At 40.2% G+C, this 26,304-nt stretch carries 24 protein-coding genes; 10 read left to right on the top strand and 14 right to left on the bottom strand.

Going from position 1 to position 26,304, the window contains the following annotated elements:
• Nucleotides 1-149 precede the first annotated feature (149 nt).
• Complete coding sequence (locus tag BM073_RS08175) at nucleotides 150-1,388, bottom strand: M20/M25/M40 family metallo-hydrolase (RefSeq protein ID WP_091653075.1); 1,239 nt, start codon at nucleotides 1,386-1,388, stop codon at nucleotides 150-152.
• A 67-nt stretch (nucleotides 1,389-1,455) separates the two neighbouring features.
• Between BM073_RS08175 and BM073_RS08180 the strand changes: the two genes are divergently transcribed.
• From BM073_RS08180 to BM073_RS08190, 3 genes are all read left to right on the top strand, one after another.
• On the top strand, nucleotides 1,456-2,565 hold the full coding sequence (locus tag BM073_RS08180; protein ID WP_091653078.1) for a TolB family protein: 1,110 nt from the start codon (nucleotides 1,456-1,458) through the stop codon (nucleotides 2,563-2,565).
• Nucleotides 2,566-2,662: 97 nt separating this feature from the next.
• Nucleotides 2,663-3,583 carry a mechanosensitive ion channel family protein gene (locus BM073_RS08185; RefSeq protein WP_091653719.1) on the top strand — a complete coding sequence of 307 codons (921 nt, stop codon included), beginning with the start codon at nucleotides 2,663-2,665 and terminating at the stop codon, nucleotides 3,581-3,583.
• A complete protein-coding gene (locus tag BM073_RS08190; RefSeq protein ID WP_175557873.1) occupies nucleotides 3,580-4,641 on the top strand; it encodes a porin in 1,062 nt (353 codons plus the stop codon). The genes BM073_RS08185 and BM073_RS08190 overlap by 4 nt, the downstream gene beginning before the upstream one ends.
• Here BM073_RS08190 and BM073_RS08195 read toward each other — a convergent pair.
• The 5 genes from BM073_RS08195 to lysA all read right to left on the bottom strand — a co-directional run bounded on the left by BM073_RS08195 (nucleotide 4,638) and on the right by lysA (nucleotide 12,148).
• Complete coding sequence (locus BM073_RS08195; protein WP_091653084.1) at nucleotides 4,638-6,167, bottom strand: cryptochrome/photolyase family protein; 1,530 nt, start codon at nucleotides 6,165-6,167, stop codon at nucleotides 4,638-4,640. The genes BM073_RS08190 and BM073_RS08195 overlap by 4 nt on opposite strands.
• 50 nt (nucleotides 6,168-6,217) lie before the next feature.
• Nucleotides 6,218-7,243: a PorP/SprF family type IX secretion system membrane protein gene (locus BM073_RS08200; protein WP_091653086.1), complete on the bottom strand. Its 1,026-nt coding sequence runs from the start codon at nucleotides 7,241-7,243 to the stop codon at nucleotides 6,218-6,220.
• Between the two features lie 3 nt (nucleotides 7,244-7,246).
• On the bottom strand, nucleotides 7,247-9,313 hold the full coding sequence (locus BM073_RS08205) for a T9SS type B sorting domain-containing protein (RefSeq protein WP_091653089.1): 2,067 nt from the start codon (nucleotides 9,311-9,313) through the stop codon (nucleotides 7,247-7,249).
• A 364-nt stretch (nucleotides 9,314-9,677) separates the two neighbouring features.
• On the bottom strand, nucleotides 9,678-10,721 hold the full coding sequence (locus BM073_RS08210; RefSeq protein ID WP_317042650.1) for a PorP/SprF family type IX secretion system membrane protein: 1,044 nt from the start codon (nucleotides 10,719-10,721) through the stop codon (nucleotides 9,678-9,680).
• Nucleotides 10,722-10,915: 194 nt separating this feature from the next.
• The gene (gene lysA / locus BM073_RS08215) at nucleotides 10,916-12,148 is read right to left on the bottom strand and encodes a diaminopimelate decarboxylase (RefSeq protein ID WP_091653094.1); all 1,233 of its coding nucleotides are present in this window, start codon (nucleotides 12,146-12,148) and stop codon (nucleotides 10,916-10,918) included.
• 190 nt (nucleotides 12,149-12,338) lie between these two features.
• Here lysA and BM073_RS08220 point away from each other — a divergent pair, with 190 nt between their 5' ends.
• Nucleotides 12,339-14,051: a sensor histidine kinase gene (locus BM073_RS08220; protein ID WP_091653097.1), complete on the top strand. Its 1,713-nt coding sequence runs from the start codon at nucleotides 12,339-12,341 to the stop codon at nucleotides 14,049-14,051.
• The gene (locus tag BM073_RS08225) at nucleotides 14,048-14,743 is read left to right on the top strand and encodes a response regulator transcription factor (protein WP_091653099.1); all 696 of its coding nucleotides are present in this window, start codon (nucleotides 14,048-14,050) and stop codon (nucleotides 14,741-14,743) included. Before BM073_RS08220 ends, BM073_RS08225 begins: the two co-directional genes overlap by 4 nt.
• Nucleotides 14,744-14,788: 45 nt before the next feature.
• On the opposite strand, the gene BM073_RS08230 is transcribed toward BM073_RS08225, so the two are convergent.
• Nucleotides 14,789-15,799, bottom strand: a complete 1,011-nt coding sequence (locus BM073_RS08230) for a dipeptide epimerase (protein WP_091653101.1) — start codon at nucleotides 15,797-15,799, stop codon at nucleotides 14,789-14,791.
• 103 nt (nucleotides 15,800-15,902) lie between these two features.
• Between BM073_RS08230 and BM073_RS08235 the strand changes: the two genes are divergently transcribed.
• The 4 genes from BM073_RS08235 (at nucleotide 15,903) to rlmF (ending at nucleotide 19,881) form a co-directional block, all read left to right on the top strand.
• Nucleotides 15,903-17,375, top strand: coding sequence for a M14 family zinc carboxypeptidase (locus BM073_RS08235; protein WP_091653721.1), 1,473 nt, complete (start codon nucleotides 15,903-15,905; stop codon nucleotides 17,373-17,375).
• Nucleotides 17,376-17,466: 91 nt separating this feature from the next.
• Nucleotides 17,467-18,192 carry an SIMPL domain-containing protein gene (locus tag BM073_RS08240; protein WP_091653103.1) on the top strand — a complete coding sequence of 242 codons (726 nt, stop codon included), beginning with the start codon at nucleotides 17,467-17,469 and terminating at the stop codon, nucleotides 18,190-18,192.
• Between the two features lie 238 nt (nucleotides 18,193-18,430).
• Entirely contained in the window at nucleotides 18,431-18,913 is a 483-nt protein-coding gene (locus tag BM073_RS08245; RefSeq protein WP_091653106.1) for a CIA30 family protein, read from the top strand.
• A 20-nt stretch (nucleotides 18,914-18,933) separates the two neighbouring features.
• Nucleotides 18,934-19,881 carry a 23S rRNA (adenine(1618)-N(6))-methyltransferase RlmF gene (gene rlmF, locus BM073_RS08250; protein WP_091653109.1) on the top strand — a complete coding sequence of 316 codons (948 nt, stop codon included), beginning with the start codon at nucleotides 18,934-18,936 and terminating at the stop codon, nucleotides 19,879-19,881.
• A gap of 1 nt (nucleotide 19,882) precedes the next feature.
• Here rlmF and BM073_RS08255 read toward each other — a convergent pair whose 3' ends face one another.
• From BM073_RS08255 to pdhA, 7 genes are all read right to left on the bottom strand, one after another.
• Nucleotides 19,883-20,173 (bottom strand): hypothetical protein, encoded by a 291-nt coding sequence (locus BM073_RS08255; RefSeq protein WP_091653111.1) that lies wholly within the window; start codon nucleotides 20,171-20,173, stop codon nucleotides 19,883-19,885.
• A 108-nt stretch (nucleotides 20,174-20,281) separates the two neighbouring features.
• Entirely contained in the window at nucleotides 20,282-20,692 is a 411-nt protein-coding gene (locus BM073_RS08260) for an OsmC family protein (RefSeq protein WP_091653115.1), read from the bottom strand.
• 70 nt (nucleotides 20,693-20,762) lie between these two features.
• Nucleotides 20,763-21,092, bottom strand: a complete 330-nt coding sequence (locus BM073_RS08265) for a DUF6787 family protein (protein WP_091653118.1) — start codon at nucleotides 21,090-21,092, stop codon at nucleotides 20,763-20,765.
• Nucleotides 21,093-21,147: 55 nt separating this feature from the next.
• The gene (locus BM073_RS08270) at nucleotides 21,148-22,467 is read right to left on the bottom strand and encodes an aspartate kinase (RefSeq protein WP_091653120.1); all 1,320 of its coding nucleotides are present in this window, start codon (nucleotides 22,465-22,467) and stop codon (nucleotides 21,148-21,150) included.
• A gap of 162 nt (nucleotides 22,468-22,629) precedes the next feature.
• Nucleotides 22,630-23,106, bottom strand: a complete 477-nt coding sequence (ribH, locus tag BM073_RS08275; protein ID WP_091653123.1) for a 6,7-dimethyl-8-ribityllumazine synthase — start codon at nucleotides 23,104-23,106, stop codon at nucleotides 22,630-22,632.
• A gap of 87 nt (nucleotides 23,107-23,193) precedes the next feature.
• Complete coding sequence (locus BM073_RS08280; protein WP_091653125.1) at nucleotides 23,194-23,904, bottom strand: tetratricopeptide repeat protein; 711 nt, start codon at nucleotides 23,902-23,904, stop codon at nucleotides 23,194-23,196.
• A gap of 110 nt (nucleotides 23,905-24,014) precedes the next feature.
• Nucleotides 24,015-25,034: a pyruvate dehydrogenase (acetyl-transferring) E1 component subunit alpha gene (gene pdhA, locus BM073_RS08285; protein WP_091653128.1), complete on the bottom strand. Its 1,020-nt coding sequence runs from the start codon at nucleotides 25,032-25,034 to the stop codon at nucleotides 24,015-24,017.
• 91 nt (nucleotides 25,035-25,125) lie between these two features.
• Here pdhA and recF point away from each other — a divergent pair, with 91 nt between their 5' ends.
• Complete coding sequence (gene recF / locus BM073_RS08290; RefSeq protein ID WP_091653132.1) at nucleotides 25,126-26,226, top strand: DNA replication/repair protein RecF; 1,101 nt, start codon at nucleotides 25,126-25,128, stop codon at nucleotides 26,224-26,226.
• The last annotated feature ends 78 nt before the right edge of the window (nucleotides 26,227-26,304 follow it).

The raw sequence follows: 26,304 nt of genomic DNA on the forward strand, positions 1-26,304 counted from the left end.
GCAAAGGAGGTCACAAAATTTATTTCCTTTAGTTTGAAAAATTATCCTCTGTTTGGAATAGGGGTAAAATCTTAATAACCAATAACTCAATAACCAATAATCCTTCCCCTGCGCCGCTGCGCCACCGCGAGCATTTTTACAGCCGGGCCTCAAAACTTCACCTGTGCTTCCAGCTTCTGCCCCTCGCGTTCATACCAAACTTTCGCTTCATCTCCTTTTTGGAAAGCACTTAAAGCTCGCATATAGCTCATCATATCCACTATGGTAGAATCTCCCAATTGTACAATGACATCTCCTTTTTGCAAACCTGCAGCTTGAGCGGGCTTATCTTCAGAAACTCCATCGATTCTCATACCCTCACCGTCAAATAAATAATCCGGAACTACGCCCAAAGAAACCGTGAATCGGGGCGAATCACCTGAACTGTCCTTAGTTTTGGTAAAGGCCAATTTGGATTCCTCATCCAGCTTCCCAACCAATCGCTCTATGTATCTCACCACCTTCAACAAGCCCTCGTAATTGATCTTTTCTGAATCGTCTGAAGGTTTGTGATAGTCTTCGTGCTGACCAGTGAAAAAATGCAAAACAGGTAAATCCTGCAAGTAAAATGAGGTATGATCAGAAGGGCCAACTCCTGATTCGGAGGTCACTAATTTCAAACTGTCTGCATTCACCATATCCAAAGCAGATACAAAACTTGGACTGGTGCCCACTCCATTAATGGCTAGGGTTTTTTCTTCGTTAAGCCGACCAACCATATCCATGTTGATCATGAAGTTGACAGTTTCTAAATCTATGGTTGGATTTTTTACAAAATAATTAGACCCCCAAAGACCATTTTCCTCTCCTGAAAATGCGATAAACAAAAAGTTGGACTGATGCTTTTGATGCTTTAATATTTCTGCCAAAGCTAACAACGCAGCTGTGCCAGAGGCATTATCATCTGCTCCATTATGGATGGCCGAATCTCCCCTATGCAAAGAACCCACTCCGCCAAATCCCAAATGGTCAAAGTGAGCCCCTATCACGATTGTTTTTTCAGCCTTATTATTAATAAAGCCTACAACATTTCTACCGGTGATTCCTTCTCCATCTGTGCCAATCACAGCTTCTTCATGAGGATTGGATGGTTTGGAAACGGTGAATTCCTGGAAGAAACCGGAGATTCCTTTGGGCTCTACTCCTAATTGCTTGAAACGATCTGCCAAATATTGGGCAGCTTGCTCTTCTCCATCTGTGCCAATAGCACGGCCCTCCAATTGGTCTGCAGCCAAGAAACTGACATCTTTTTTCAGATTTGACAATAGCTTATCATCGCTGGGAGCCGACTGACAAGACAGCATCACAGTTGCTATCAAAGAGGTAATAATGAGAGTATTGAATTTCATAAAAGCAAGAGTTTAGCCCAAAGATAATAATTGGTATCTTCGCGCAGCAAAATAAAATGAATACAAAATGCGTCTTTTACTATTCGCTTTGATCGCTTTGATCATTTCCTGCTCTCCCAAAAACTCAACCACCGAAGAGCTTGAAACTCCACTCCACACTGCCACTGACTCATTACTTCTTTCTGAAAATGAAATGAAGTACCTCAGAAATATCAAACAATTGACTTTCGGGGGAAACAATGCAGAAGCTTACTGGTCATTTGATGATTCCTTATTGGTTTTCCAATCTGACTATACCGCATGGGGAGCATCCTGTGATCAGATTTTCTATACCGACTGGAGAAAGGATGATTTGAAAAATAACGCTCCTCAGCGCATCTCAACAGGATTGGGAAGAACTACCTGTTCATATTTTCTTCCAGGCAATGAAACCATCGTCTATGCCTCCACTCATCTGGGCGGAGATTCCTGCCCTCCCGTTCCTGAAAGAAGAACTGACGGAAAATACGTTTGGCCTATTTATGATACTTATGATATTTTCACTGCGGACTTGAGCGGTAATCTTCTGTCCCAATTGACCAATGAACCCGGCTACGATGGGGAAGCTACTGTATCCCCTAAAGGAGATAAAATTGTATTTACATCCATGCGCACTGGGGATTTGGAATTGTTTACGATGAATATTGATGGAAGTGATGTGAAGCAAATAACCTCAGATTTAGGCTATGACGGCGGTGCATTCTTTTCGCCTGATGGAAGCAAATTAGTATGGAGAGCCTCCCGCCCTAAGACTGAAGAGGAGATCAAAGAATATCAAGAGTTATTGGCTGAAGGATTAGTGAAGCCAACTGAAATGGAATTATATGTAGCCGATGCAGATGGGAGCAATATTCAAAAAGTAACGGATTTGGGTCAGGCGAACTGGGCTCCTTTTTTCCATCCATCAGGTAATAAGCTAATTTTCGCTTCTAATCACCATACCGAGCGTGGCTTCCCATTCAATCTGTATATGATCAATCTGGACGGTTCCGGATTAGTCAGAATCACTGAAAATGACACCTTCGATGCATTTCCTGTCTTTTCCAATGACGGTAAATATCTGGTCTTTTCCTCCAATAGAAATAATGGCGGAACTCGGGACACCAACTTATTTGTCGCAGAGTGGATAGGTGATTAAAACTTGGAACCGCAGGAGCTAAAAACTCTTGCGGTTTTTCTTTTTTGCATGCTTGCAAATCCTTTTTTATCTTCTGCCTTCTCAACCTATTTTTGAAATGAAGATTTATCGAAGATTAATCATTCCTTTTTTGGTCACCCTTCTTCTGGTCATAGCCAAAATCTACTACAAAGGAGAATCTGAATCTTGGGAAGGCTTTTGGAGTTACCTTCCTCACCTCAATACAATTCTGATCATTTCGGGGTTTACCTGGTGTCTATTGGTTTTTACAGGAATTCTCAAGCGGATTTTTTTGAAACAATACGATATCAGCAAGGAAGATAATCTCCGGGCAAGAAAGGTATACACCCAACTCAACATCCTTCAAAAGATCACAAACTTTGTCATCATAGTCCTGGGAATTGGGCTGATCTTAATTTCTTTCGAGCCTATTCGGAAAATCGGAGTTGGAGTCTTCGCCTCAGCAGGTGTAGCGGGTATAATAATCGGTTTCTCAGCACAAAAAGCTATAGGGGCATTGATTGCAGGAATCCAAATTGCCTTTGCACAGCCTTTTCGGCTGGATGATGCGGTGGTGGTCGAAGGTGAATGGGGCTGGATAGAAGAAATTAACCTAACCTATGTAGTAGTCAGGATTTGGGATCAAAGACGTCTGGTTTTACCAACAACCTACTTTTTGGAAAAGCCTTTTCAAAACTGGACCAGAAGCTCTGCTGATATTATTGGCTCTGTTTTTCTATATACCGATTACACGGTTCCATTTGAAGCATTGAGAGAAGAATTGGACAGAATCCTGGAAAAGACCAATCTATGGGATAAAAAAGTCAAAGTTCTTCAGGTCACCAATGCTTCCGAAAGGACTGTGGAAAGCAGGATTTTGGTATCGGCACGAAATTCTCCTACTGCTTGGGATTTGAGGGTATTGGTAAGGGAAAAAATGATAGAATTCCTTCAGAAAAACTATCCGGAAGCTCTGCCACGAACACGGGTTGTACTTGAAAAATCAGAGAAGGCTTGAAAAACATTATCATATTATGTCTCATACTTTGCTCTTTCTCGGCCTTTGGTCAAGATGAAGAAAAACCAATTAAGTGGGATGTTTCAGGATTTTTGGATCTTTATTATGGACAAGACTTCAGAGATCCCACAGCTGGAGAAAGACTGCCTTTTCTCTACAACCACAATAGAAAAAACAGGTTGAGTATTAACCTAGCCCTAGTGACAGTTCAACTGAAGTCCAAATATTTTAGGGCCAATCTAGGCCTTCAGCAGGGCACATATGCACAGGACAATTTGAGTGAGGAGCCCAAGGCCTTGCGATGGATTCACCAAGCCAATGTAGGTATAGCTCTGGACCAGAATCAATCGCTCTGGCTGGATGTAGGCGTTTTGCCTTCTCATATAGGCTTCGAAAATGCGATTTCTACCAAAAATCTGACATTGTCGCGTTCTCTTATCGCCGAAAACAGCCCTTATTTTGAAACAGGCGCAAGGTTAAAATGGAAAATGAATCAACGCTGGGATTTTGCTTTTTTGGTGCTCAATGGATGGCAAAGAATTAGGTTTATCCCCGGCAAGGCTGCTCCGTCTTTTGGAACACGGGCAACCTACACTCCTAATGAAAACACTACTTTGAATTGGAGTACGTTTTTGGGCACTGATCAACCTGCAGAAAGTGGTACTTATCTTTATTTCAGCAATCTGTTTGGGAAGTTTCGCCTTGATCAAAAGTGGAACTTAATCATAGGGCTGGATGTAGGAAATCGAACTGTAGAAGGGGATTTTAACCCAACTTGGTGGGGAACTTCTTTGATTTTACAGCGGCAATTTTCTGAAAAATTCGCCACTGCAATTCGCTATGAATATTATCATGATCCCTTCCAGGCAATTGCTACAAGCTTGAATAATTGGGGCATAGAAACAGGGGGAATATCTTTGAATACCGATTGGACTATAGGAAAGGTTGCCATCCTCAGATTGGAAGGCCGTTATCTGACTGGGCCATCTTTGGGTCGGGATAATCGCAATTCGACTGATTTCTTTCTGCTGGGCTCTATCGCATTCATTTTGGATTAAAGCTCATTAAGTTTATCCAAATAACTTTCAGCCTGATCGAGGATTTCCTGCTTATTTTTCAATTTGTCCAAAGTTCTGTAAGCCATTCCTATTCTTGGGTTTTTTTCCAATTTCTCCCGGTTTCTTTCATAAAATTGCCAATATAGGCTGTTGAAAGGACAGGCTTTATCACCAATTTTTTCCTTATGATTGTAAGCACAGTGTTCACAATAGTTGCCCATTTTTTTGATGTAATTGGCTGAAGAAACGTAAGGTTTGGTCCCTACGATTCCTCCATCTGCAAACTGGCTCATCCCGCGCGTATTGGTGATTTCTACCCATTCGATCGCATCTATGTATATACCCAAATACCACTGATCCAATTCATCGGGATCTATCCCTGCTAATAAAGCAAAGTTGCCCGTGACCATCAATCTTTGGATGTGATGTGCATAGGATTTCTCCAAAGACTGGGTAATGGAGTGGGAAAGGCATTTCATTTTGGTTTGACCAGTCCAAAACCAGTCAGGCAACTTGCGATCATGCCCAAAAAAGTTCATCTCCGCAAAGTCCGGCATCTTAGCCCAATAAACTCCACGCATATATTCTCTCCAGCCTATGATTTGCCTAATAAAACCTTCTACTTGGGATATGTCGATTTCATCCCGATGCCCTTCCCAGTATTTTTCTACTTCCTCCACCACTTCCAGAGGCGAAAGCATTTTTGAATTCATGGCAAAACTAAGTCGGGAATGAAATAAATAAGGATCCCAAGTAGTTAAAGCGTCCTGGTAGTCTCCAAAATGAACCAATAAATTTTTGCAAAAATGATCCAGCACATCCAGTGATTCCTCTCTGGAGGTAGGCCAAGGGAAGTTTTTAGGATCTACTTCTCCAATTGTTTTGACCTCCGCTTTTTCAATCATTTTATGAATATCACTGAGATCTTTGGGATGTAATTTTGGCTTACGCAAAAGACGCTTGTCTTTCAGGGCCTTTCTGTTTTCCTGATCAAAATTCCATTTTCCATCCACAGGCTCCTTTCCATCCATTAAAATGTCAAACTTCTTCCTCATCTCCCTGTAAAATGACTCCATCAAATAAGTCTTCTTGCCCTTGAAAAAATCCTTGAGGAATTCTCTTTCTGTCAAAAAATGCTCTGTATCATAAGCCTTAGACTCAATTTCCAAAGATTCACTAATATTTTTCAGCTGCTCATCCAAACGATACTCATCAGGTAGCTGATATTCAAACTTTTCAAATTCACCTTCTTTGACAACTTGCTCTATTAATTCATCCAGCTTTTGAGGATTATTTTTATCGTCGAGATGAAAGTAAATAACCTGATGGCCTGCTTCCTCTAGACTTTTTGCAAAGTTTCGCATGGAGGCAAAAAACGCAAGCACTTTTTGAATATGGTGAGGAGCATAATCTGTCTCCTGTCTCATTTCTGCAATCAGATAATGATTGTTCTTGTCGGCTTTATCAAACCATGAGTGTTTTGAGTTAAGTTGATCTCCGAGAATTAGGCGTAAGGTCTTTGACATAAAAAAAGGCTTTTTAATAAAAGCCTTTTTGATTGAGGTTTGTTTTGAATTTAATATTTGAAGCAAGGCATGGAGGAAGTTCTGCCTCTTCCTTTTGCGGAGCCAGCCAAGAAGCTGTATCGGATGGAGATTTCGTGGGCTCCTCCTGTATTTGCATTACCTAAAGAAGAAAGTGTGAAATCATGGCTGTATCCAATATCCAATCCGCCGCCCAATGAAATTCCTACCAAGGCAATAACAGACTCATGGTTAGGCTGGGATTTTTCAGAAACTGGGATGCCTCTGTACCATACACCCAAAACCAAAGGTTGAATATTGATTTGCGTTCCTAAATCCAACTGAGTAAAAGGTCCTTGATTTTTATAATTGAAAGCAAAAGTCAACTCTTTAGTGCCTGTTCTTTGATTGTAGAATTGGGTAGAAGAACCACCTGAAAGATCCAATTTGATCCCTCCATGTGCGGAAACTTTGATAGGCAATTCACTGATTTCTCCTTCTATGAAAGAAATATTAGGCTGAGTCACGTGATGAGCAGATGCTCCAAACCAGAAATTATCATTGTGAAATAACATTCCAAAGCTGTAGTCCACGAACTGATGACGGAAATCAGAACCCAAATTTTCACCGGAGAAATCACCCACTGCTCCAGTTTGATCATCGATTTGGCTTCCAAATAACAAATTGCCAAAGTATGCATCTCTATCCATATAAGACACCTGACCACCCACTCTCAAAAATGACTTAAACCCTAATCTAGCTCTATAAGAATAGCTTGCCCCAATTTCGGAAACGCTCAAATTAGCCATGCTTTGCTCAGATCTGTTGAAAACTATTCCGATTCCACTATTGGCTCCAAAAATATAATGATCCAAATAGGCTGAATATGAGGTGAAAGACTGATCCAAGCCAGGCCATTGATTTCTATAATTCACTCCGATTCGGGTCATCTCTGAAGCACCTGCCATGGCCGGGTTTAAGTACAATGGAGCGGCATAAAACTGGGAATATTGCACATCCTGAGCACGAAGGCTCAGGCATGCAATACTTAGGATGATAAACGTAAACACTCTTTTCATAACCTATCTGATTAGGGTGATTCCTCCGCTCTTGGTAGTTTGGATACCTTCGCGGTTGGTATAGGTGATTTTATATAGATAGTTTCCTGCAGGTAAGATTTGTCCGCGGTAGGATCCATCCCATCCACGAGCTTCCAAACCTGATTCAACAAATAGCCTTTCTCCCCAAGTATTGAAGACTTCCATATGAAAGGCAGTGATTGCCTTCATTTTTGGTAAGAAAGTGTCATTTAATCCATCTCCGTTTGGCGTAAATGCATTCGGGATGACTACCATTTCAGTGGCTGTTGCCACCTGAATTCTGTTCGTTTCAAAAGAAGAGCAACCATAAATATCAAAGCCCGTCAATTTCACTTCATAAATCCCTGCTTTTTCAAAAACATGGATTGGGTCTTTTTCTGAGGAAACTGTTCCGTCTCCAAAATTCCACTCCCAGGCAATAAATTCAGGAGCAATCTCACTTTCAAAAAGTATTTCTTCCTGAGTAAGCACTTCCGGCTCAGCATTGATGACCAGTTTTCTATAATTGAAATCAAGTCTTCCTCCCTGAGTGGCCGCCTTAGGAAAATCAACTTTAGCTTCTGCTTCTACTTTACAACCCAAGGCATCGGTGATAGTCACCTTTAGCGTTCCCGATTGATTGAAAGTGATTTCTTTCTTGTCAACCTCACCTGTGCTCCACTTAATTTTAAATGGTGCTTTACCTCCTTGGAAAGAAACCCAAGCATTTCCTTTTACTGTTCCTTGATCACAGTTCACCTCAAGGGCTGACTCGATTCTGGCTGTGATTGATTCATTTTGACCAACCTGAACAGCTTTAGTGGATGAGCAACCACTTTCATCTGTCACTTTTACTTCATATGTGCCAGCAGCTAGATTTTTCCTGGAAAGACTGCCTTTCACTCCATCTGACCAAGTGATATCAACAGTTCCTTTTGCTCCAGTTATTTTGATTTCAATTTCTCCATCATTTTCACCTGAGCAGCTCAAGTTTTTGGATTGAACCAGTTGAAGAGTTAATGCTGATTGATTTTCAATCTTAAATTCTTGTTGGATGAAGCAACCTGAGGCATCAGTAACCTTTACTTGGTAAGTACCTGCTGGAAGGTTTTTGATTTCAGGTCCAGTCTTCCCATTGCTCCAAGAGTAGGTATATGGCGCTGTTCCTCCGTTAATATCCAAAGTGATTTGGCCATTTTCTGATGAAGAACAGCTTGGAGCAAGAACATTGGACTTAAGCTCCATTCCTTTTGGCTCATCCACTTTGTAAATCCCCTGAAAAGCACAACCCTTAGTATCTTTAATCAATACCTCATAAATCCCGGATTTAAGGTCTGAAATATCCTTAGTGCTAGCACCGGTGTTCCACTTATAAGTATATGGTCCAACACCTCCACTTACAGAAAGAGAAATTGTCCCGTCATTTTTTCCTTGGCAAGAACTGTTGGTGATAGACTCCGATACGCTCATTCCTGCAGATGCAGACCCTATTTCAAAGCTGGTGGTGACATCACAATTGTATTTGTCGATGACGGTTACAGTGTATGTTCCTGGCTTAAGATTGTTTGCCTCCCAAACATTGGTCAGGCCATTGCTCCACTTTACTTTATAAGGCTCTCCTCTTCCGATTTTAACAGAAATTTTTGCTGAGCCATCATTACCGGAACCGCAACTTGCATCTTTCTTTTCAACAGGATTTAAAATCAAAGGGAAAGGCGGTTGAACAATGATCTTTTCTACATGCTTGTATCCAGTAGCATCTGTAATTTCTACTGTGTAAGTACCCGCAAAAAGATTGGTTCTGTTTTGAGTGGTTTCATTGGTATTCCATCTAAAAGTATAAGGAGGAGTTCCCCCTTTGATATCCAAATTAATATGCCCTTTCTCAGAATGGGAGCACAGAGCAAGTTTACCGCTCACCTCCACTTGAATTGAGTTGTAAGTCAGTATTCTCTCATTGGCTGATTTGGGAACTTCAAAAGAAAATTGGGCAAAAACAGGAAAATACAATCCAATGCTCAGGAGGAGCAGAAGAAGTGATTTTCCATATATTTTTAGCCCTAATTGCATTTCGTTTACTGACTATGGATTTCGATGGGTAAAATTTGCCTTATAAAACGTATTTTGTGTATTTCATTTTTTAGAATATTATTTTTTGTAAATCATATACAACAAAATGATATTCTATAAAATCACTATTTACACCTAATAATAATAGTTTCATTCTAATTTCCAAGAGTATGGATATACGAAGCAAATATGAAATGCAGCTTTAAAAAATCTTATTTTTCTAGAAATTCTACCATTTCCAAAAAATAGCGGTGATGAAGCTTTTTTTAGGTGACGAAATGAAAAAGGCCTGAAAAACAGGCCTCAAAATTTTTTTAAAATATTTTTGATTTTTTTTCGTTCGATTCAGCTTTCCATCTGAAAATCAGTATCTGAAGCAAGGGATAGTGCGCGCCCTAAGGTTTCTGTTTTTGGCATCTCCCCATAAAAATCTATAAGTAACTGAGACTTCATGTGCTCCCCCAGAGTTCCTCAAGCCTAATTTGGAGACAGTAAAATCATAGGAGTATCCTATGTCCAGACCGGTCGGAAGTGATACTCCTACTAAGCCGATAATTGACTCATTGTTGGGTAAGGAGTTTTTGGTAGGTAAACCTCTATACCAAAGTCCCAATACCAATGGATCCAGGTACAACTGCGTGCCAATATCCAATTGATTAAAAGGATCTTGTTGTTTGTAATTAAATGCAAATGAAATCGCCCGTTCTTGGTAGGCATGGGTAAAATAATCCCTTCTTCCTCCCGTGAAATCAAACTTGAATCCCCCTTGAGCTGAAAGCTTCATCGGGAGTTTGGACATTTGACCTTCCACAAAAGAAACATTAGGCTCACTGAGATGATGCGCAGAAGCACCTAACCAGAAGTTTTTACTGTAAAACATCCCCCCTAGAGCAAAATCAAAAAAGTTGTATCTACTGTCAATCGGAATCCCATCCAGCTCGTCTGTAATGCCGCCGATTGTTCCATTGATGATATCAATTTGAGTTCCGAAAACCAAGTCAGAGAAAAAAGCATCCCGCTGCATATAACTTGCTTGCCCACCAAGTCTAAAAAAGGTTTCCTGTCCCAACTGCAATTTATAAGCATAGGAAAGTCCTACCTCATTGGTGGCTAGATTAGCCATACTTTCTCTATTGCCATTGAAAATAAGACCAATACCACTATTGTAGTCAAAAATATAATGGTCAATGTAAAATGAATAGGAATTGAAATTTTGGTCCAGACCAGGCCATTGATTTCGGTAATTGACGCCAATTCTGGTGAGCTCGGAAGCGCCTGTCAATGCTGGATTCAGATAAAGAGGAGCGGCATAGAATTGAGAATACTGTACATCCTGAGCTAAGGAGTTTATCCCTAGCCCCAGTAAAAGTACCAATCCTATTAATTTCCTCACCATACGTAATCCCACCTCCTGCAAATTAGCTATTAGCCAATTGGCAAAAGAATTTTGAATGTTAAAAGGTTATGAAACTACTAGGGCTTATGATTGGGGTGATCAATCAATTATTTGTTTCTGACCTTTTTTAACTAAACTATAGATCTATAATCACCCTCGATATTCAATAACTATACCAAAGACTTCTTGCCTTTGGAAACATTCGACTAAATATCGATAACCACTTGATTTCTAGTCAAATCCTCTATCGTCTCTCTAGTCCTGATTAAATGGGGTTTCCCTTCCCATACTAAAACTTCGGCAGGCCTTAATCGGGAGTTATAATTAGAAGCCATGCTAAACCCGTAAGCCCCGGCATTTTTGATTACCAAAATGTCACCTTCTCTTACTTCAGAAAGCTCCCTGTCTGAAGCAATGGTATCAGTTTCACAGATATATCCGACGATATTATACGTATGAGTGTTTCCATCGGGATTGCTCAAATTATAGACATCATGATAAGCATCATATAGCATGGGCCTCAACAAATGATTCAGGCCGGAATCAACACCTGCAAAAGTGATGGTAGGTGTCTTCTTTACTACATTGGTTTTCACCAGCAAGTACCCCGACTCACTGACCAAAAACTTACCTGGTTCTAGCCACAGCTCCAATTGCTTCCCATATTTTTCACAAAATTGCTGAAAAGCCTTGCTAACCTTTTCTCCAACTTCCTGAATATCCGTTCTCGGATCTCCTTCCTTATAGGCAACCTTAAACCCTCCTCCACAATCGATAAACTCCAGGTCTGGAAACTTAAACGCCGTTTCGAATAAAACATTGGCTCCTCTTAAGAATATTTCTGCATCTAAAATATCAGATCCGGTATGCACATGAAGCCCAAGGATCCTGAGGTTTTTTTCTTTGACAATTTCCAGAATTTCAGGAAGTTGCTCTATGGAAATCCCGAATTTACTTGCCTTATGACCTACGGAAATTTTGATATTCCCTCCAGCCATGATGTGAGGATTGATCCGGATACAAGCGCCCACTTTGTTTCCATAGACCTCACCAAATTTTCGCATCAAAGGAAGACTGTCCAAATTGATCATTACCCCCAAGTCTACAGCCTCCTGAATCTCATCAAAGCCTACTCCGCTCGGAGTATACATGATTTCTGAAGGCTGAAAACCTGCCATCAATCCCAATCTCACCTCCTCCAAGGAGACTGCATCCACTCCAGCACCCGCATTTTTGATCAGTTTGAGTATACTGATATTGGATAAAGCCTTGGTCGCGTACTTTATTTTTAAAGGTACTCCCTGAAAAGCCTTTTGAATAGCATGCACTTGATTGGTGATTTTCTCACCGTCATACACGTAAAGAGGCGTTCCATATTTTTCAGCAATAGATTCCAAGGAAATTCCTTGAATATGAGTAGGTTTAATAGCTTGTGGCATGTTCTCAAATTTGGCCACAAAGATAGTTAAATAGCCCTAGAATGAAGAATAAATAGCCCTCAATTAGCATCTCAACGGGGCTTTCTTGATACAAATTCCCGTTTAAACTTGCCTTCAATGGTCTTTCATTCAAGCCGTTAAATATTGTTAACCCTACCTTTCTCCCCCGATAAGCCTTTAAATTTGTAACATGTCCAAAAATAAGATCACTCTAATAATTGTATTAATGTCCGTAGCCAGCCTAGGCTTGGTGGGATTTCAATATTATTGGGTGAGAAATGCTATCCGAATCAATCAGGAAAGGTTTGATCAGGATGTCTATCAAGCTTTGGCAGGGACCACCGATCAACTCGAAAAGAGTGAGGCTAGTGACGTTTTGCTAAGCCAATTAATGAAAGATCCCATTCTTCAAAAATCTCTTTTTGAGAAAATTGAACCTATTGATTTTGAAATTCGTCCCAAATCAGGTTTTAGAAGAGGGCCGTCTATCATCGATACCTTAAAAATTACTCCCGTTCCTCAGGTCAGTGCTACTTTCAGAAGGATGCTGGAATCCAGAGGGATTGACTTATCCGTTTTACAGGAAATGGAAAGATTTTTTACACTTATGACACCTGAGGTAGCCTCTACTATTTTTACACCGGATGAAATGGCGATCCTTTTGGAGGAAAAGGAGAGGCAGCTACAATACCTCAGCCAGGTGGAAGTATACAGCTTGGGGCCAACAGGGAGCTACTTAGATCCAAACTTCGAAAAAGAGGTAAATGTCTCCGAGGATGCCTTGGAAAAAATCAAAAAGACCAATCTCAAAATTGACCTGATTAACCAAACTTGGGAAGAAATGGCAGCTGGGCAAAAAGCCATTTTAAACCGCCTTGATACTTCTCAGGTAAGAAAACTGGTTAAAAATCACCTATTGGAAAGAGGAATTTATGAAGATTTCGAATTGGGTCTGTTAAAAGACGATGGTCTATTGATGCCTATCGGACCTGTTTCTGAACCATTTCGACTAGTTCAATATGGGATACAAGCCAAGCTTTTCCCCAATGACATTTTTGGAAAGGAGAATTACCTCTACATTTTCTTTCCGGAAAAAAACAACCACGTCCTTCGTCAGGTATGGCTACCCGTATCTTCCTCCATCTTATTTATCGGGGTAATAATCTGGTGTTTCATCTATGCTATCCGTGTCATTTTCAAGCAAAAAGCGCTTTCGGATACAAAAAATGATTTCATCAATAACATGACTCATGAGTTTAAAACTCCATTAGCGACGGTGAGCTTGGCGGTGGAAGCACTACAGGACCCTGAACTTTCATCTCAGGATAAATTTAGAACCCGGTATTTAGGCATTATTAAAGATGAAAATAAGAGGCTTGTTGCCCAAGTAGAAAACGTATTGCAGGCAGCTGCGTTAGATAAGAAGGATTTTAAACTTAAGGTGGAAGACATCGACCTTTCCGAACTCCTAGAGAATGCAGTGGATCATTTTTCATTGCAGATAGAAAAAAGGGAAGGGAATATTGAGTTTGAAAATGAACTGAGCGATGGACTGATAGAAGGAGATTTGTTTCATGTTACTCATATATTCAATAATCTCCTCGACAATGCCAATAAGTATAGTAGGGAAAAGCCCACTATTCATATCAAGGCTTGGGAAAATGAAGAACAAGTTTGGGTAAGTATTTCGGACCAAGGAATAGGAATGAATAAAGATGCCCAGAAGAAAATATTTGATAAATTTTATCGCGTACCAACTGGAAACCTCCACGATGTAAAAGGATTTGGATTGGGCCTTTCTTATGTAAAAACCATGCTAGAAGCCCATAAAGGAGAAATTCAAGTACAGAGTGAGTTGGGAAAAGGAAGTACATTCACAATTAATCTACCCAAAAAACAATGAGCAAAGCAAAACTACTAGTGGTGGAAGATGACCCAAATTTGGGTGATATCTTAAAGGAATATCTCGAAATGAAAGGCTATGAGCCCACACTTTGCCGGGATGGGGAAGAAGGATGGAATAAATTCAAAAAAGATAAATACGACCTTTGCCTTTTGGACATCATGATGCCCAAAAAGGATGGCTTTACCTTAGCAAAGGAAATCAAAAAAGTACAGGATGATCTCCCTATTCTGTTTTTGACTGCGAAAAACCAAAAAGACGATATCATCGAAGGATTAAAAATCGGAGCAGATGATTATCTCACCAAGCCTTTCAGCATGGAGGAATTGTTGTTGAGGGTCAATGCAATTTTGAGAAGAACTCAAAAATCGACTGAAGTAGAAGCCTTGAAAGTTTACAATTTTGGAGATTTTGAATTGCATTACGATGAGCAAGTCCTTGATGGCCCGAAAGGCAAGCATAAACTCACTTCTAAAGAAAATGAATTGCTGAGACTCCTAGCTTCGGAGATGAATAGATTGGTCAATCGATCTCACGCACTCAAGCAAATCTGGGGAGATGACAGCTACTTCAACGCCAGAAGTATGGACGTTTATTTGAGTAAAATTCGAAAGATATTAAAAGACGACCCCAAAGTTCAGATCATAACGGTACATGGAGAAGGCTTTAAACTGATTGTTGGGGAATCTTAATTCAAAATAACCCAAATCCAACCGTGAGTTCGCTCACGGTTTTTTTTATACTAAAACCACTCCAATGCCATTCCTTTCAGGGAAGGTCACTTTTTCGGGGCTAATTTTAACTCCATCTGCCGGATCTTTTGCCAACAACATCGCCCCATCCATATCTACATAATCCAAAAGTGGAGCGATATGAGCGATCGCAGAAATTCCCACCGAGGATTCAGTCATACAACCCACCATGGTTTTCATTCCCAATCTTTTCGCTTCTTGAATCATTCTCAAACCCGGAGTAATCCCGCCTGCCTTCACCAACTTGACATTAATCGCGTGAAAAAGACCGTGGCATTTTTTCACATCTTCTTCTACAATACAACTCTCATCTGCCATTACAGGCAACTTGGAATGCAAGTACACCTCCCGCATTCCTTCCAAGTCATCCTTGCCTAAAGGCTGCTCCATAAATTCCACTCCTAATTTGACCAATTCTTCAGAGTTTCGGATGGCCTCCTCAGCCGTCCAAGCGCAATTTGCATCTATTCTGAAAACAGCATCGGTATGCTTCCTCAGTTCCTTCACAATTGCCAGATCATCGTGAGTTCCTAATTTGATTTTATAAATAGGCCAATCCACCTCCTTCATTTTCTGAACCATCTTTTCAATGCTGGCAATTCCTATGGTGAAGTTGGTGGTGGGGATGTTTTCAGGATTTAACTGAAGATATTGATATAGCTTTTGCCCCTTCCTTTTTGTGAATAGATCCCAAGCGGCCATATCCAGTGCACATTGAGCAAAGGGGTTGCCTTTGAAATAATCATTACCCATGGCCCAGAGCGTTTCTGGATTAACCGTTTTAGCATCTTCCAAAACAGGTCTAAATGCTTCCAAGGCTTCCGTCATAGTATCAATTGTGACGCCGTAGAAGGGGTTGGTAGTGGACTCGCCTATACCGAAAAAACCTGCATCCTCCAATGTCACGATGAGTGTATCCTGAATATCCCTGCTTTGATGGGCAATCGTGAAGGTATGTCTGAGTGGTAAATCAAATACTTGATAAGATAATTTCATGCGAAGAAAAGAGTCTGAATTGTAAGTAATAGGCCGATTTTTCAACAGAAGATTCCTAGATTTACTTCTATTCCTATCCTATCTGTTTGAAAACATGAAAATAATGAAGAGAAATCAATTTAGCCTGTTTTTGCTGTTTTTAGTTTTTATTATTGGATGCAAAACGGCAAATGAAGAAAAGTTTGAAAGCCTGGATACTCCTTTTTTGGAAAGTGCCTTTGAAAGATTTAAGGAGCCCGCTATTACTCATAGAAGATTCAAGCAAGCTGATTTACAACCATTGATTCAAAAGCATCAAAATTCTTTTCAAATAACAGAGTTGGGGAAATCAGTAGAAGGAAGATCCATAACATCTTTGGATTGGGGTAAGGGTTCAACCAAGGTCATGCTTTGGTCTCAGATGCATGGAAATGAAAGCACCGCTACCATGGCTTTATTTGATCTTTTCAATTTCTTGGAAGCATCCGGAGACGAATTTGATAGCTTGAGAAGTCTTCTGAAAACTTCCCTCAGCCTCAAGTTTATTCCCATGATCAACCCTGACGGAGCGGAAGTATTTCAAAGGAGAAATGCTTTGGACATAGATTTAAATAGGGATGCAATTTCTCAGATTTCTCCGGAAGCCGTGATTCTAAAAAATGCCAGAGACAGCTTTGAGCCCGAATTCGGGTTTAACCTACATGACCAACAGGTTTATTATAATGTGGTTAATACAGCGAAGCAGGCAACTATTTCTGTTCTAGCTCCTGCCTATAATTATGAAACAGAAATCAATGAGGTAAGAGGAAGAGCCATGAAAACCATAGTGGGAATGAACAGGCTTTTACAAGAGCTTATTCCCGGACAGGTAGGAAAGTATGACGATGCATTTGAGCCACGAGCTTTTGGAGATAATATCCAAAAATGGGGAACCAGTACGATCCTGATTGAATCTGGAGGCTATGTCGGTGACCCAGAAAAGCAGTATATCCGTAAATTAAACTTCCTGATAATCCTGAATGCTCTACATCAAATTTCCACCCAATCCTACGAACAGCATAGCATTGATGAATACTTTGCAATTCCTGACAACGATCTGCAATTGGTCGACCTGATCATCAAAGAGATGCAGGTAGAAGTTGAGGGGAAAAAATTCCCGGTCGATATTGCGATTCGGAGAAGAGAAAGCAATGCAGACAGTACGTTTTATGTTACTGGAAACGTGGAAGATTTAGGAGATATGCAGGTCTATTTTGGCTTTGAAGAAATAGATGCAACAGGTTTAAGTTTTAAGGAAGGCAAAGTATTCGAGCAAGAATTTGAAAACTTGGCAGCTATCAGTTCAGAAGAAGCGATGGAGCTGTTGAGACAAGGCTATTTGGGAGTTAAGATAAAAAATGGAAAGCCTGGAGAACTTCATCAATTACCCATTCTGGTTTTACAGAGTAAAAAAGATTTCAATTTCGGCTGGAAGACAGGCTCTTCGCCAAACTTCTTTTTAGCAGAAGGCGATTTACTGAAATACGCAATCGTAAATGGATATCTCATTGACCTTGAAAACCCTGAAGAACAGGTTCTAAAGCAGCGGGTTTTCTAAGCGTTAAAATTTATGAATTGACCAAAAGCCTGGATTCTTTCCGGGCTTTTTTTCGTATAAAATTTTTATATTAATCCATTAACAAACCACTATGAAAGCATCTTCCATTATTTTTTCTTTGGCTATAGTTCTTTCTTCTATCGTACTGGGTCATGCAGTAATCAACCGAAACAGGCCGCAAGGCACCATTAATGTGACGGGCTTGGGAGAAAGTAATTTTACTTCTGACCTGATCGTATGGGAGGGAAATTTCAGTAGGGAAAGCAAAGACCTTCAAACTGCCTATTCCAATCTGGAAAAAGATCGCGAATCGGTCACAACCTATTTAGTTTCCAAAGGAATTCCGAAGGAACAATTGGTTTTCAACGCGGTCATCACAAACCCCCAATATCAGCAAAACTACTCCAACGACGGAAGATACATGGGACAAACCTTTACTGGATATCAATTGAGTCAATCCTTACAAATTGAATCTAAGGAAGTAGAAAAGGTGGAAAAAATCAGCCGGGAAATCACGGAATTATTAAATCAAGGAATTGCTTTTTACTCCCAACAGCCCCGATACTACTATACCGAACTAGAGTCGCTCAAGCTGGAAATGATAGCAAAGGCAACTGAAGATGCCAGAATTCGCGCTGAGCGCATCGCTGAAAATTCAGAGGCAAAACTAGGCGATTTGATTTCTGCCAATATGGGAGTTTTTCAAATCACCGGACAAAACTCAGGAGAAGATTATTCCTGGGGAGGAGCCTTTAACACCAGTTCAAAAAACAAAACTGCATCCATCACCATGAAATTGGTTTTTGAATCAAATTAATGTCTATATCCGCTTTTTCACCACTAAATAGATAATATTGCTTAGTAATAGGCAAAAGGATCAGAATTCGGGAAGCTTCGGTCTTCGGTCTTCACTCTTCAATCGGTCAAGCAAAGAAAATATAGTAACTGGCAGACTTGCAGACAACCATACAAATTTATTTTTCCAAACAATTTCTCAGCCAGTGGATTCTATCTAAGTGGTACTATTGGCTATTTTCATTCAATTATTTACGAGCATGACTCTTTACGACTTCCAATCCGATAGTAAGAAATCAGACTGGAGAATTATCGATGATGTGGTCATGGGTGGAAGATCTGATGGCTCATTCTCTATAAATTCAGATGGGCATGGTGTATTTGAGGGGAAAGTTTCCCTAGAAAATAATGGTGGCTTTTCATCGGTCAGATATCAACCTGGTAAAACCATCATAGATGGAGCTTCTCAAGTAAAAATTCGGCTTCGAGGTGATGGAAAGACCTATCAATTCCGATTTAAAAGAACGAGATCAGACTATCATTCCTACGTGGCGAGTTTCCAAACGAGCGGAGAGTGGGAGGAAATAACCATCCCCTTAAACCAATTCAAACCTGCCTTCCGAGGCAGAGACCTCAACATGGAAAATTTCCCGGGAGATCAAGTAGAAGAAATCGCATTTTTGATTGGGAATAAAAAGGCTGAAAGCTTCAAGCTCGAGATCGACTACATCAAATTATTCTAAAGGAAGGCTTATTTTGCACCATGGCAAAAGCTAATCCTCAGGAAAAACCCATATTACATCCCAGAAATCTCCATCACGGATCTTACGACTTGGAGGCGCTTGCCAAAAGCTTTCCCGGACTTGCCGAACATATACTTACCAACTCTTTTGGCAATCAAACCATTGACTTTTCTGATCCAAATGCGGTAAAGGCGCTTAATAAGGCCCTGTTGATACATTTTTACCAAGTGGATTTTTGGGATATCCCAGAAGGATTTCTAATTCCTCCGATTCCTGGCAGAGCAGATTATATCCATTATTTAGCAGATCTTTTAGCATCCAAAAATCAGGGAAAGGTTCCTAAAGGAACTAAGGTTCAGGCCCTGGATATAGGAACTGGCGCTAATTTGATTTACCCCTTGATTGGTAGTTCAGTATATTCTTGGTCCTTCGTCGCTGCGGAAATAGAAGAGCCGGCATTGAAAAATGCTCAAGAAATCCTGGCTCAAAACCCCACATTAAACAAAAAAATCAATCTCCGGAAACAAGAAAATGAAAGCCGGATATTCAAAGGAATTATTCAACATGATGAATACTTCGATTTGACCCTTTGTAACCCTCCCTTTCACAGTTCTGCACAGGAGGCTAGACAAGGAAGTCAACGAAAAGCCAAGAATCTAAACTTAAAAAGCAATGAGCTCAATTTTGGCGGGCAAAGTCATGAACTTTGGTGCAAAGGGGGAGAGTTGGAATTTGTCGGACAATTGATTCAAGAAAGCGCTCATTTTAAGAATCAGTGTTTTTGGTTTACTTCCCTTATTTCCAAAGAAGCTAACCTCAAGCCACTTACAAATAGACTAAGGCAAGTTGCTGTAAGCGAATATGAGATTATTGAAATGGCTCAGGGCAATAAAAAATCCAGGTTTTTAGCCTGGACTTATCTGAACTCAAAACAACAAGAGAATTGGAGTAAATTCCGATGGAAATAGCTTATAAAGCTAAAGCCATGGGAATTAATAGCAGATAGCCCGCTATTCCGATTACCCAACCGAAAGCCTGCTTCAGACCCGAAGAGTATCTTAATTCTTCCGTGTTTTTGAAAATAATTCCTCCTATACCTGCAGCGATTGGAGTGAAGATTAAAGGCAAAATCCAAGTGGAAGAAAAACTTCCTTGAAATGCCATGATGATCAGTAAAACACCCAAGGTTATTCCTGCGTGTTTAATGAATGTAATTCTGTTAGAACCGGAGTTCTGAAATGGATGAGCCGTCATTTCCATGGTGGTAGTGGTTTAGTAATCAAGACTTTGTTATACGGATCAATTCCAGTACCGTTCAAGAAAAAACAGGTTTTTGAAGACCTGTTTTTTCTTAAAATTTCCTAATACTTAATTCAGCGTATATTCTACTGATATTTCTGTGTTTAAGACTTTGGAGATAGGACAATTTTCCTCCGCATCTTTCACCAATTCTGCAAATTTTTCCTCTGTAATTCCATCTACCTTAGCTTTTAGCACAAGGTGGGATTTCTTCAAGGAACCATCCTCGAATGTTATATTACAAGTAACATCTAATTCCTGAGGAGGAAAATCAGCTCCGCTTAAATTAAAGCTAAGCTTCATTGCAAAGCATCCAGCATGAGCGGCAGCAATCAATTCTTCCGGATTGGTTCCAACGCCATCCTCAAATCTGGATTTAAAAGAATATTGAGTTTTATCTAAAACTGTGCTAGGAGTAGTCAAATGACCATTACCGTCTTTTCCGCTTCCTTGCCATACGGCAGTTGCTTTTCTAATCATGGATTAAAGTGTTTTGGTTAAAAATCTATCTTATCCATGTAATCAAATACGAAGCAGAATAGTTCTTGGATTAGTCTGATTTCTTTGAAAATAGCTTTGCTATCCTTCGAAAAATTTGCTTTTCCTTTTCCCAGAAAAATCGGAACTGGCCGAAGATAAAGCCATAAATCAACAAGATTATTTGATAGAGTGGTAAAACCAACAAGAGATACAGAACTGTGTTGACAAAGCCACCTTGTTCAACTCCGAAGAAATCCAAAATGGGGTTTTTGATAAATAAAATTGTAAAGCCCGTACAGGCGAAAACTACCAAAACCAAAACTACCTGAAGTAGGCTATCAAGTTTCCATTTAGTCTGTAATCGCTGAAGAAAGCCGGGTTTTTGTTCTTTATTTTTCATGAAAAGCTATAGTAATTTGGAAAAAGGCGAGAAAAATTTCCTCGCCTTTCAATTATTACCAGGTAAACACGCCCTCATTTAAGTTTTGAAGGGCATCTTTTTTAAACTTCGAGTCAATCAATAAGGAGACATTGTGTCGGCTACCTCCATAAGAAACCATACGGATAGGAAAATCAACCAAGCTATCCATCACTGATTTTACTGCACCTCTGGTTTCAGAAACCATATTACCTACAATACATATGATGGATTGATTTTCGTCCACTTCCACAGAACCCAACACCTCCAACTCCTTTAAGATTTGTTTCAGGTGAGTAAGGTCATCAATAGTCACTGACACTGCCACTTCGGAAGTGGTGATCATATCGATAGGGGTCTTATATTTTTCGAAAATCTCAAATACTCTCCTCAAGAACCCGTATGCTAAAAGCATCCTGCTGGATTTGATTTTGATGGCAGTAATTCCATCTTTGGCAGCAATCGCTTTGACGCCCTTTGCTTCAACTCCGGCTTTGATCAAAGTGCCATGGGCTTCAGGATCCATGGTATTCAAGAGTCTGACAGGCACATTGTATTGCTGAGCCGGCCAAATAGAAGCAGGATGGAGGATTTTAGCACCGAAATAGGCCAACTCTGCCGCTTCATCGAAAGATAGCTCAGCGATAGGCCTAGTTCTGTTCACAATACGGGGATCATTATTATGCATCCCGTCAATATCTGTCCAAATCTCACAAACTGAGGCATTGATCGCTGCAGCCACGAGTGAAGCCGTGTAATCAGAACCTCCACGCTTCAAATTGTCTACTTCATTTCTGTGGTTTTTACAGATATAACCCTGGGTAACAAATAATTTTTGTTCTGGATGCTGAGCTAAAATTGCTTTAAGTTTCTCTGAGATTTTTCCCAGTTCAGGCTCGGAATTTTCATCAATACTCATGAAATCCAAGGCAATTAAAAATACCGCAGGAATTTCGAGTTCTTCCAAAAGTGTATAAAACAACTTTGTGGATAGCAATTCTCCCTGAGCCAGAATATCTCTATTAATCGCCTCGTTAAAGGAGATTTTCAAAATAATATTCAAAAACTCAAAATGTTCTTTGATGATATCTTCAGCCTTTGCTCTGCCTTTTTCAGTTTTTAAAAGCTGAGGATAAAAATCCATATAGTGAGCATGAAGAGCATCGATTCTCTCCTTTGCCAATATTCTATCAGCATCAGCCAAAGCCTCTCCTATCCCTACAAGGGCATTGGTAGTTCCAGACAAAGCTGATAATACAACGATTGTGGGTTCATCTCCACGGGTTACCAGGTCTTTCACCTGATGCATACGCTCGGGCTTTCCTACAGAGGTTCCCCCGAATTTCATTACTTTCATTGGTAGAGTTTGTCTTTTAGATTACCCTGAAGTCTGCTGCTTTTCGCTTGTTTATAATCAAGCAATTTCCACAATAGATTCAAGGATGAATAATAGGTTTGTTATAATAGGTAAAGCTTGAAAATAGGACTCGAGAGTCTATTCTTTTACTGCTAGTTCTCTTTAAAAACCAAGCATTTTGATCGCGGTGATTGCCGCTTCATCTCCTTTGTTTCCATGCTTTCCACCTGCCCGATCCATGGCCTGCTGTTGATTGTTTGGAGTTAAAACCCCAAAAATTACCGGCTTGTTATATTTCAAGCCAACATTGGTAATTCCATGGGCAACAGCATCACAGATAAAGTCAAAATGCTTGGTCTCTCCTTGGATCACACAACCCAAGCAAATTACTGCATCTATACTTTCATCCTGAGCACACCATTGAGCTCCTAATGTCAGTTCAAAAGAGCCTGGCACATTTTTGCGAATGATATGCTCTTTCTTTGCTCCATGCTGTAGCAATGTTTGATAAGCGCCGGAATACAATGCTTCCGTCACATCTTCATTCCACTCCGAAACAATGATTGCAAATTTTTTGCTGCTGATATCCTGGATATTCTTGGAGCTATGCTCACTTAAACTTTTTAATGATGTTGCCATCTGAGGTTAATTTTTTGAAATGTGGTAAACAAAAAAAGAGTAAGATCCCAAGGACCTTACTCTTCTAATTGGTGCTAGTATTCAGCATTACTTAGCGGCAAGGCCTTCTAAGCGAGCTTTGTGTTTTCGTGCAGCAGCATACTCATAAGACTCGAAATATTTCTCTTCGATCTCTCCATAAGTTGCAATAGCTTCTTGAGTCTTTCCTGCTTCTTCATAGGCTACAGCCAATTTGAATAAATACTTAGGAGTAAAGTATTTATTTTCTTCGCTGCTTGCAGCTTTCTTGTAATTGGAAATAGCCTTATCTAGGTTACCTGTTTCCAAGTATGCGTCTCCTAAAAGAGCATAAGCTTTAGATTGAACCAAGAAATCATCCGCAGAGAAATCTTCCAGATAATTGATTGCGTCAGTGAAGTTTCTTTCAGAAAGGTAAATAGACCCGATATAGAAATTAGCCAAATTGGCTGCATCAGTACGAGGATACTCTTCTACAATCTGGAGGAATCCAGGATTAATCCCGTCTCCATTCAAGGCAAACTCAATACTATCTTGTTCATAGAAATATACCGCTTGGAACATTTCTTCCTGAGCTTTCTCATTTTGGTTTGCATTATTGATCTGGAAGAAAAGAATTCCTCCGATCAAAATGATGGCAGCGATCAAAACGCCACCTAATATTTTGCTATTTTTCTTCAAAAAAGCTTCACCTCGACCAAGCGTTTCTGCTAAAACTTCTGGGTTTTCTAGCAATTCGTTTTGCTCTTCCTGTGCTTTTTTGGATAATTTCTTTGCCATGTTACTGATTTTTCAGGCGCAAATATACGTTTTTTATGAATTACACAAAGCCCAATAAAAAAGCCATGAATCCACCTAGTTTTCATGGCTTTCTGAGCTTTGGATATGAATTATTCCATTACAAAAGGATAGTCCTCCTGTACGTAGACATCTTTGAAAGCATCCTGACCATCAGGCCATGGTGACTCTTCTGCAAATTTCACAGCTTCAGTCACTTGCTTTTTCACTTTTGCATTGATTTTTTCGATCTCTTCGTCGCTTAGGATATTGTTGTCCTTAATCGTCTTCAATACTTGCTCGATAGGATCTTTTTTCTTGTAGTCCTCTACCTCTTCTTTGGTTCTGTATTTCTGAGGATCGGACATGGAGTGACCTTTGTATCTATAAGTTCTGAATTCCAACAAAGTTGGTCCATCACCTTTTCTGGCTCTTTCGGCTGCCTCAGCCACCGCTTCATGGATAGCTTCTACATTCATTCCATCAACCGGGAATGCAGGCATATCATAAGACTCTCCGATTTGATATAGTTCGGTAACATTGGAAGTACGGGCAACTGAAGTACCCATTGCATATCCGTTGTTTTCGATCACAAAGATCACCGGAGTCTTATAAAGCATGGCCAAGTTGAAGGCTTCATGCACAGCACCCTGACGAACCGCTCCATCACCCATATGACAAATACATAGGTTTTTGGTGCCTTTATATTTTTCAGCGAAGCCGATTCCCAGACCCATAGGTACTTGAGCACCTACGATCCCATGACCTCCCATGAAATTTCTTTCCTTATCGAAAATGTGCATAGAACCTCCTTTACCTTTGGTTGTTCCTGTTGCTTTTCCATATAATTCTGCCATCACAGCGCCTGGATCAGTACCCAAACCTAGTGGGTGTGCGTGATCTCTGTAAGCTGTGATCCACTTATCATCTTTCTCCAAAGCTGTGATAGCTCCGGCGGCGCAAGCCTCCTGACCTATGTAAAGGTGACAGAACCCGCGTATTTTTTGTTGACCATAAAGTTGTCCGGCTTTCTCCTCAAATCGTCTCATCAAGAGCATGCTCTCGTACCAGAACGTATAAGTTTCTTTCGAATATTTTACCTTTGACTTGGTCGCTGCAGTTTTCTTTGCCATATCGTAATGATCAAAATATGCTATTTTAGGCCCCAAATATAACCAACCTCTCCTAAAAATCAGGCTGCCGCTAAAATAATTACCCAAACAGATGTATCTAAAGTCCCTGGAACTCTTACAATTCAAAAATCATGAGAAGACCCGAATGGACTTTAGCACGCAGATTAACTGCTTTACTGGGCTAAATGGAAGTGGAAAAACCAACATTCTGGACGGAATCCACTACCTATCGCTCACCAAAAGCGCAGTGCAATCCAGTGATACCTTGAATGTGCAGCATGACAAAGATTTTTTTGCGATCAAGGGTCAATTTGAACTGGATCAAAAACCGCTGGAGGTCAGATGTACTTTTGAATTAGGAAAAAAGAAACAGATTTGGCAAAACGCAAAGGCATTAGACAAAACTTCTGAGCATGTAGGGTTAATCCCATTGGTGCTGATTGCACCAGATGATACAGAATTGATCAAAGGTGGAAGTGAGGGAAGAAGAAAATTCTTTGATGGCTTGTTATCGCAATTGGATAGAAACTATTTGAATCAACTGATCCGGTATCATCATTTTTTAAAACAGCGGAATGCCCTTTTGAAAAAATTTGCTGAAACAGGAAGAAGAGATTTGACTCTTTTGGGAAGTTATGATGAGGAGATGATTCGGTTAAGTCAGGTTTTGGCTAAGCGCAGAGCAGAATTGATGGACGAGGTGGCTCCTAGGCTTCAGGCACATTACGCTGAAATTTCACAAGGACAGGAGAAGGTTACCATTATCTATGAGACAGAGGCGCTTCGAGAGGATTTTGCAAGCTACTTTCAAGGCATTCGGAAAAAGGATTTTATAACCAAGAATTCCAATGCAGGAATTCACAAGGATGATTACAATTTCCTGATCGGAGAGCATCCTATCCGAAAAATCGGAAGCCAAGGGCAACAGAAATCCTTTATTATTGCTCTGAAATTAGCCCAGTTTCAAATTTTTGAAAGCGCTAAGGGGGAGAAGCCTCTACTCTTATTGGATGATATTTTTGACAAACTGGACGATACCCGAATTGCCCAAATGATGCAATTGATTTCCAAACATACCTTTGGGCAGATTTTTCTGACAGATGCAAGACCCGAACGCTCACAGGCAATTTTGACCGAGCTGGATTCGGAGGTGTTTTTCTTTGGGGTTGAAAATGGCCAAGTCAGTCATTGAAACGAACTTAAAATGGGAGATTTTCGATATAATAATTACCTTTATAAAGAGTCTTATTTTTTAATATTGATACATAAA

Source organism: Algoriphagus ornithinivorans, assembly GCF_900115305.1.
Lineage (GTDB): Bacteria > Bacteroidota > Bacteroidia > Cytophagales > Cyclobacteriaceae > Algoriphagus > Algoriphagus ornithinivorans.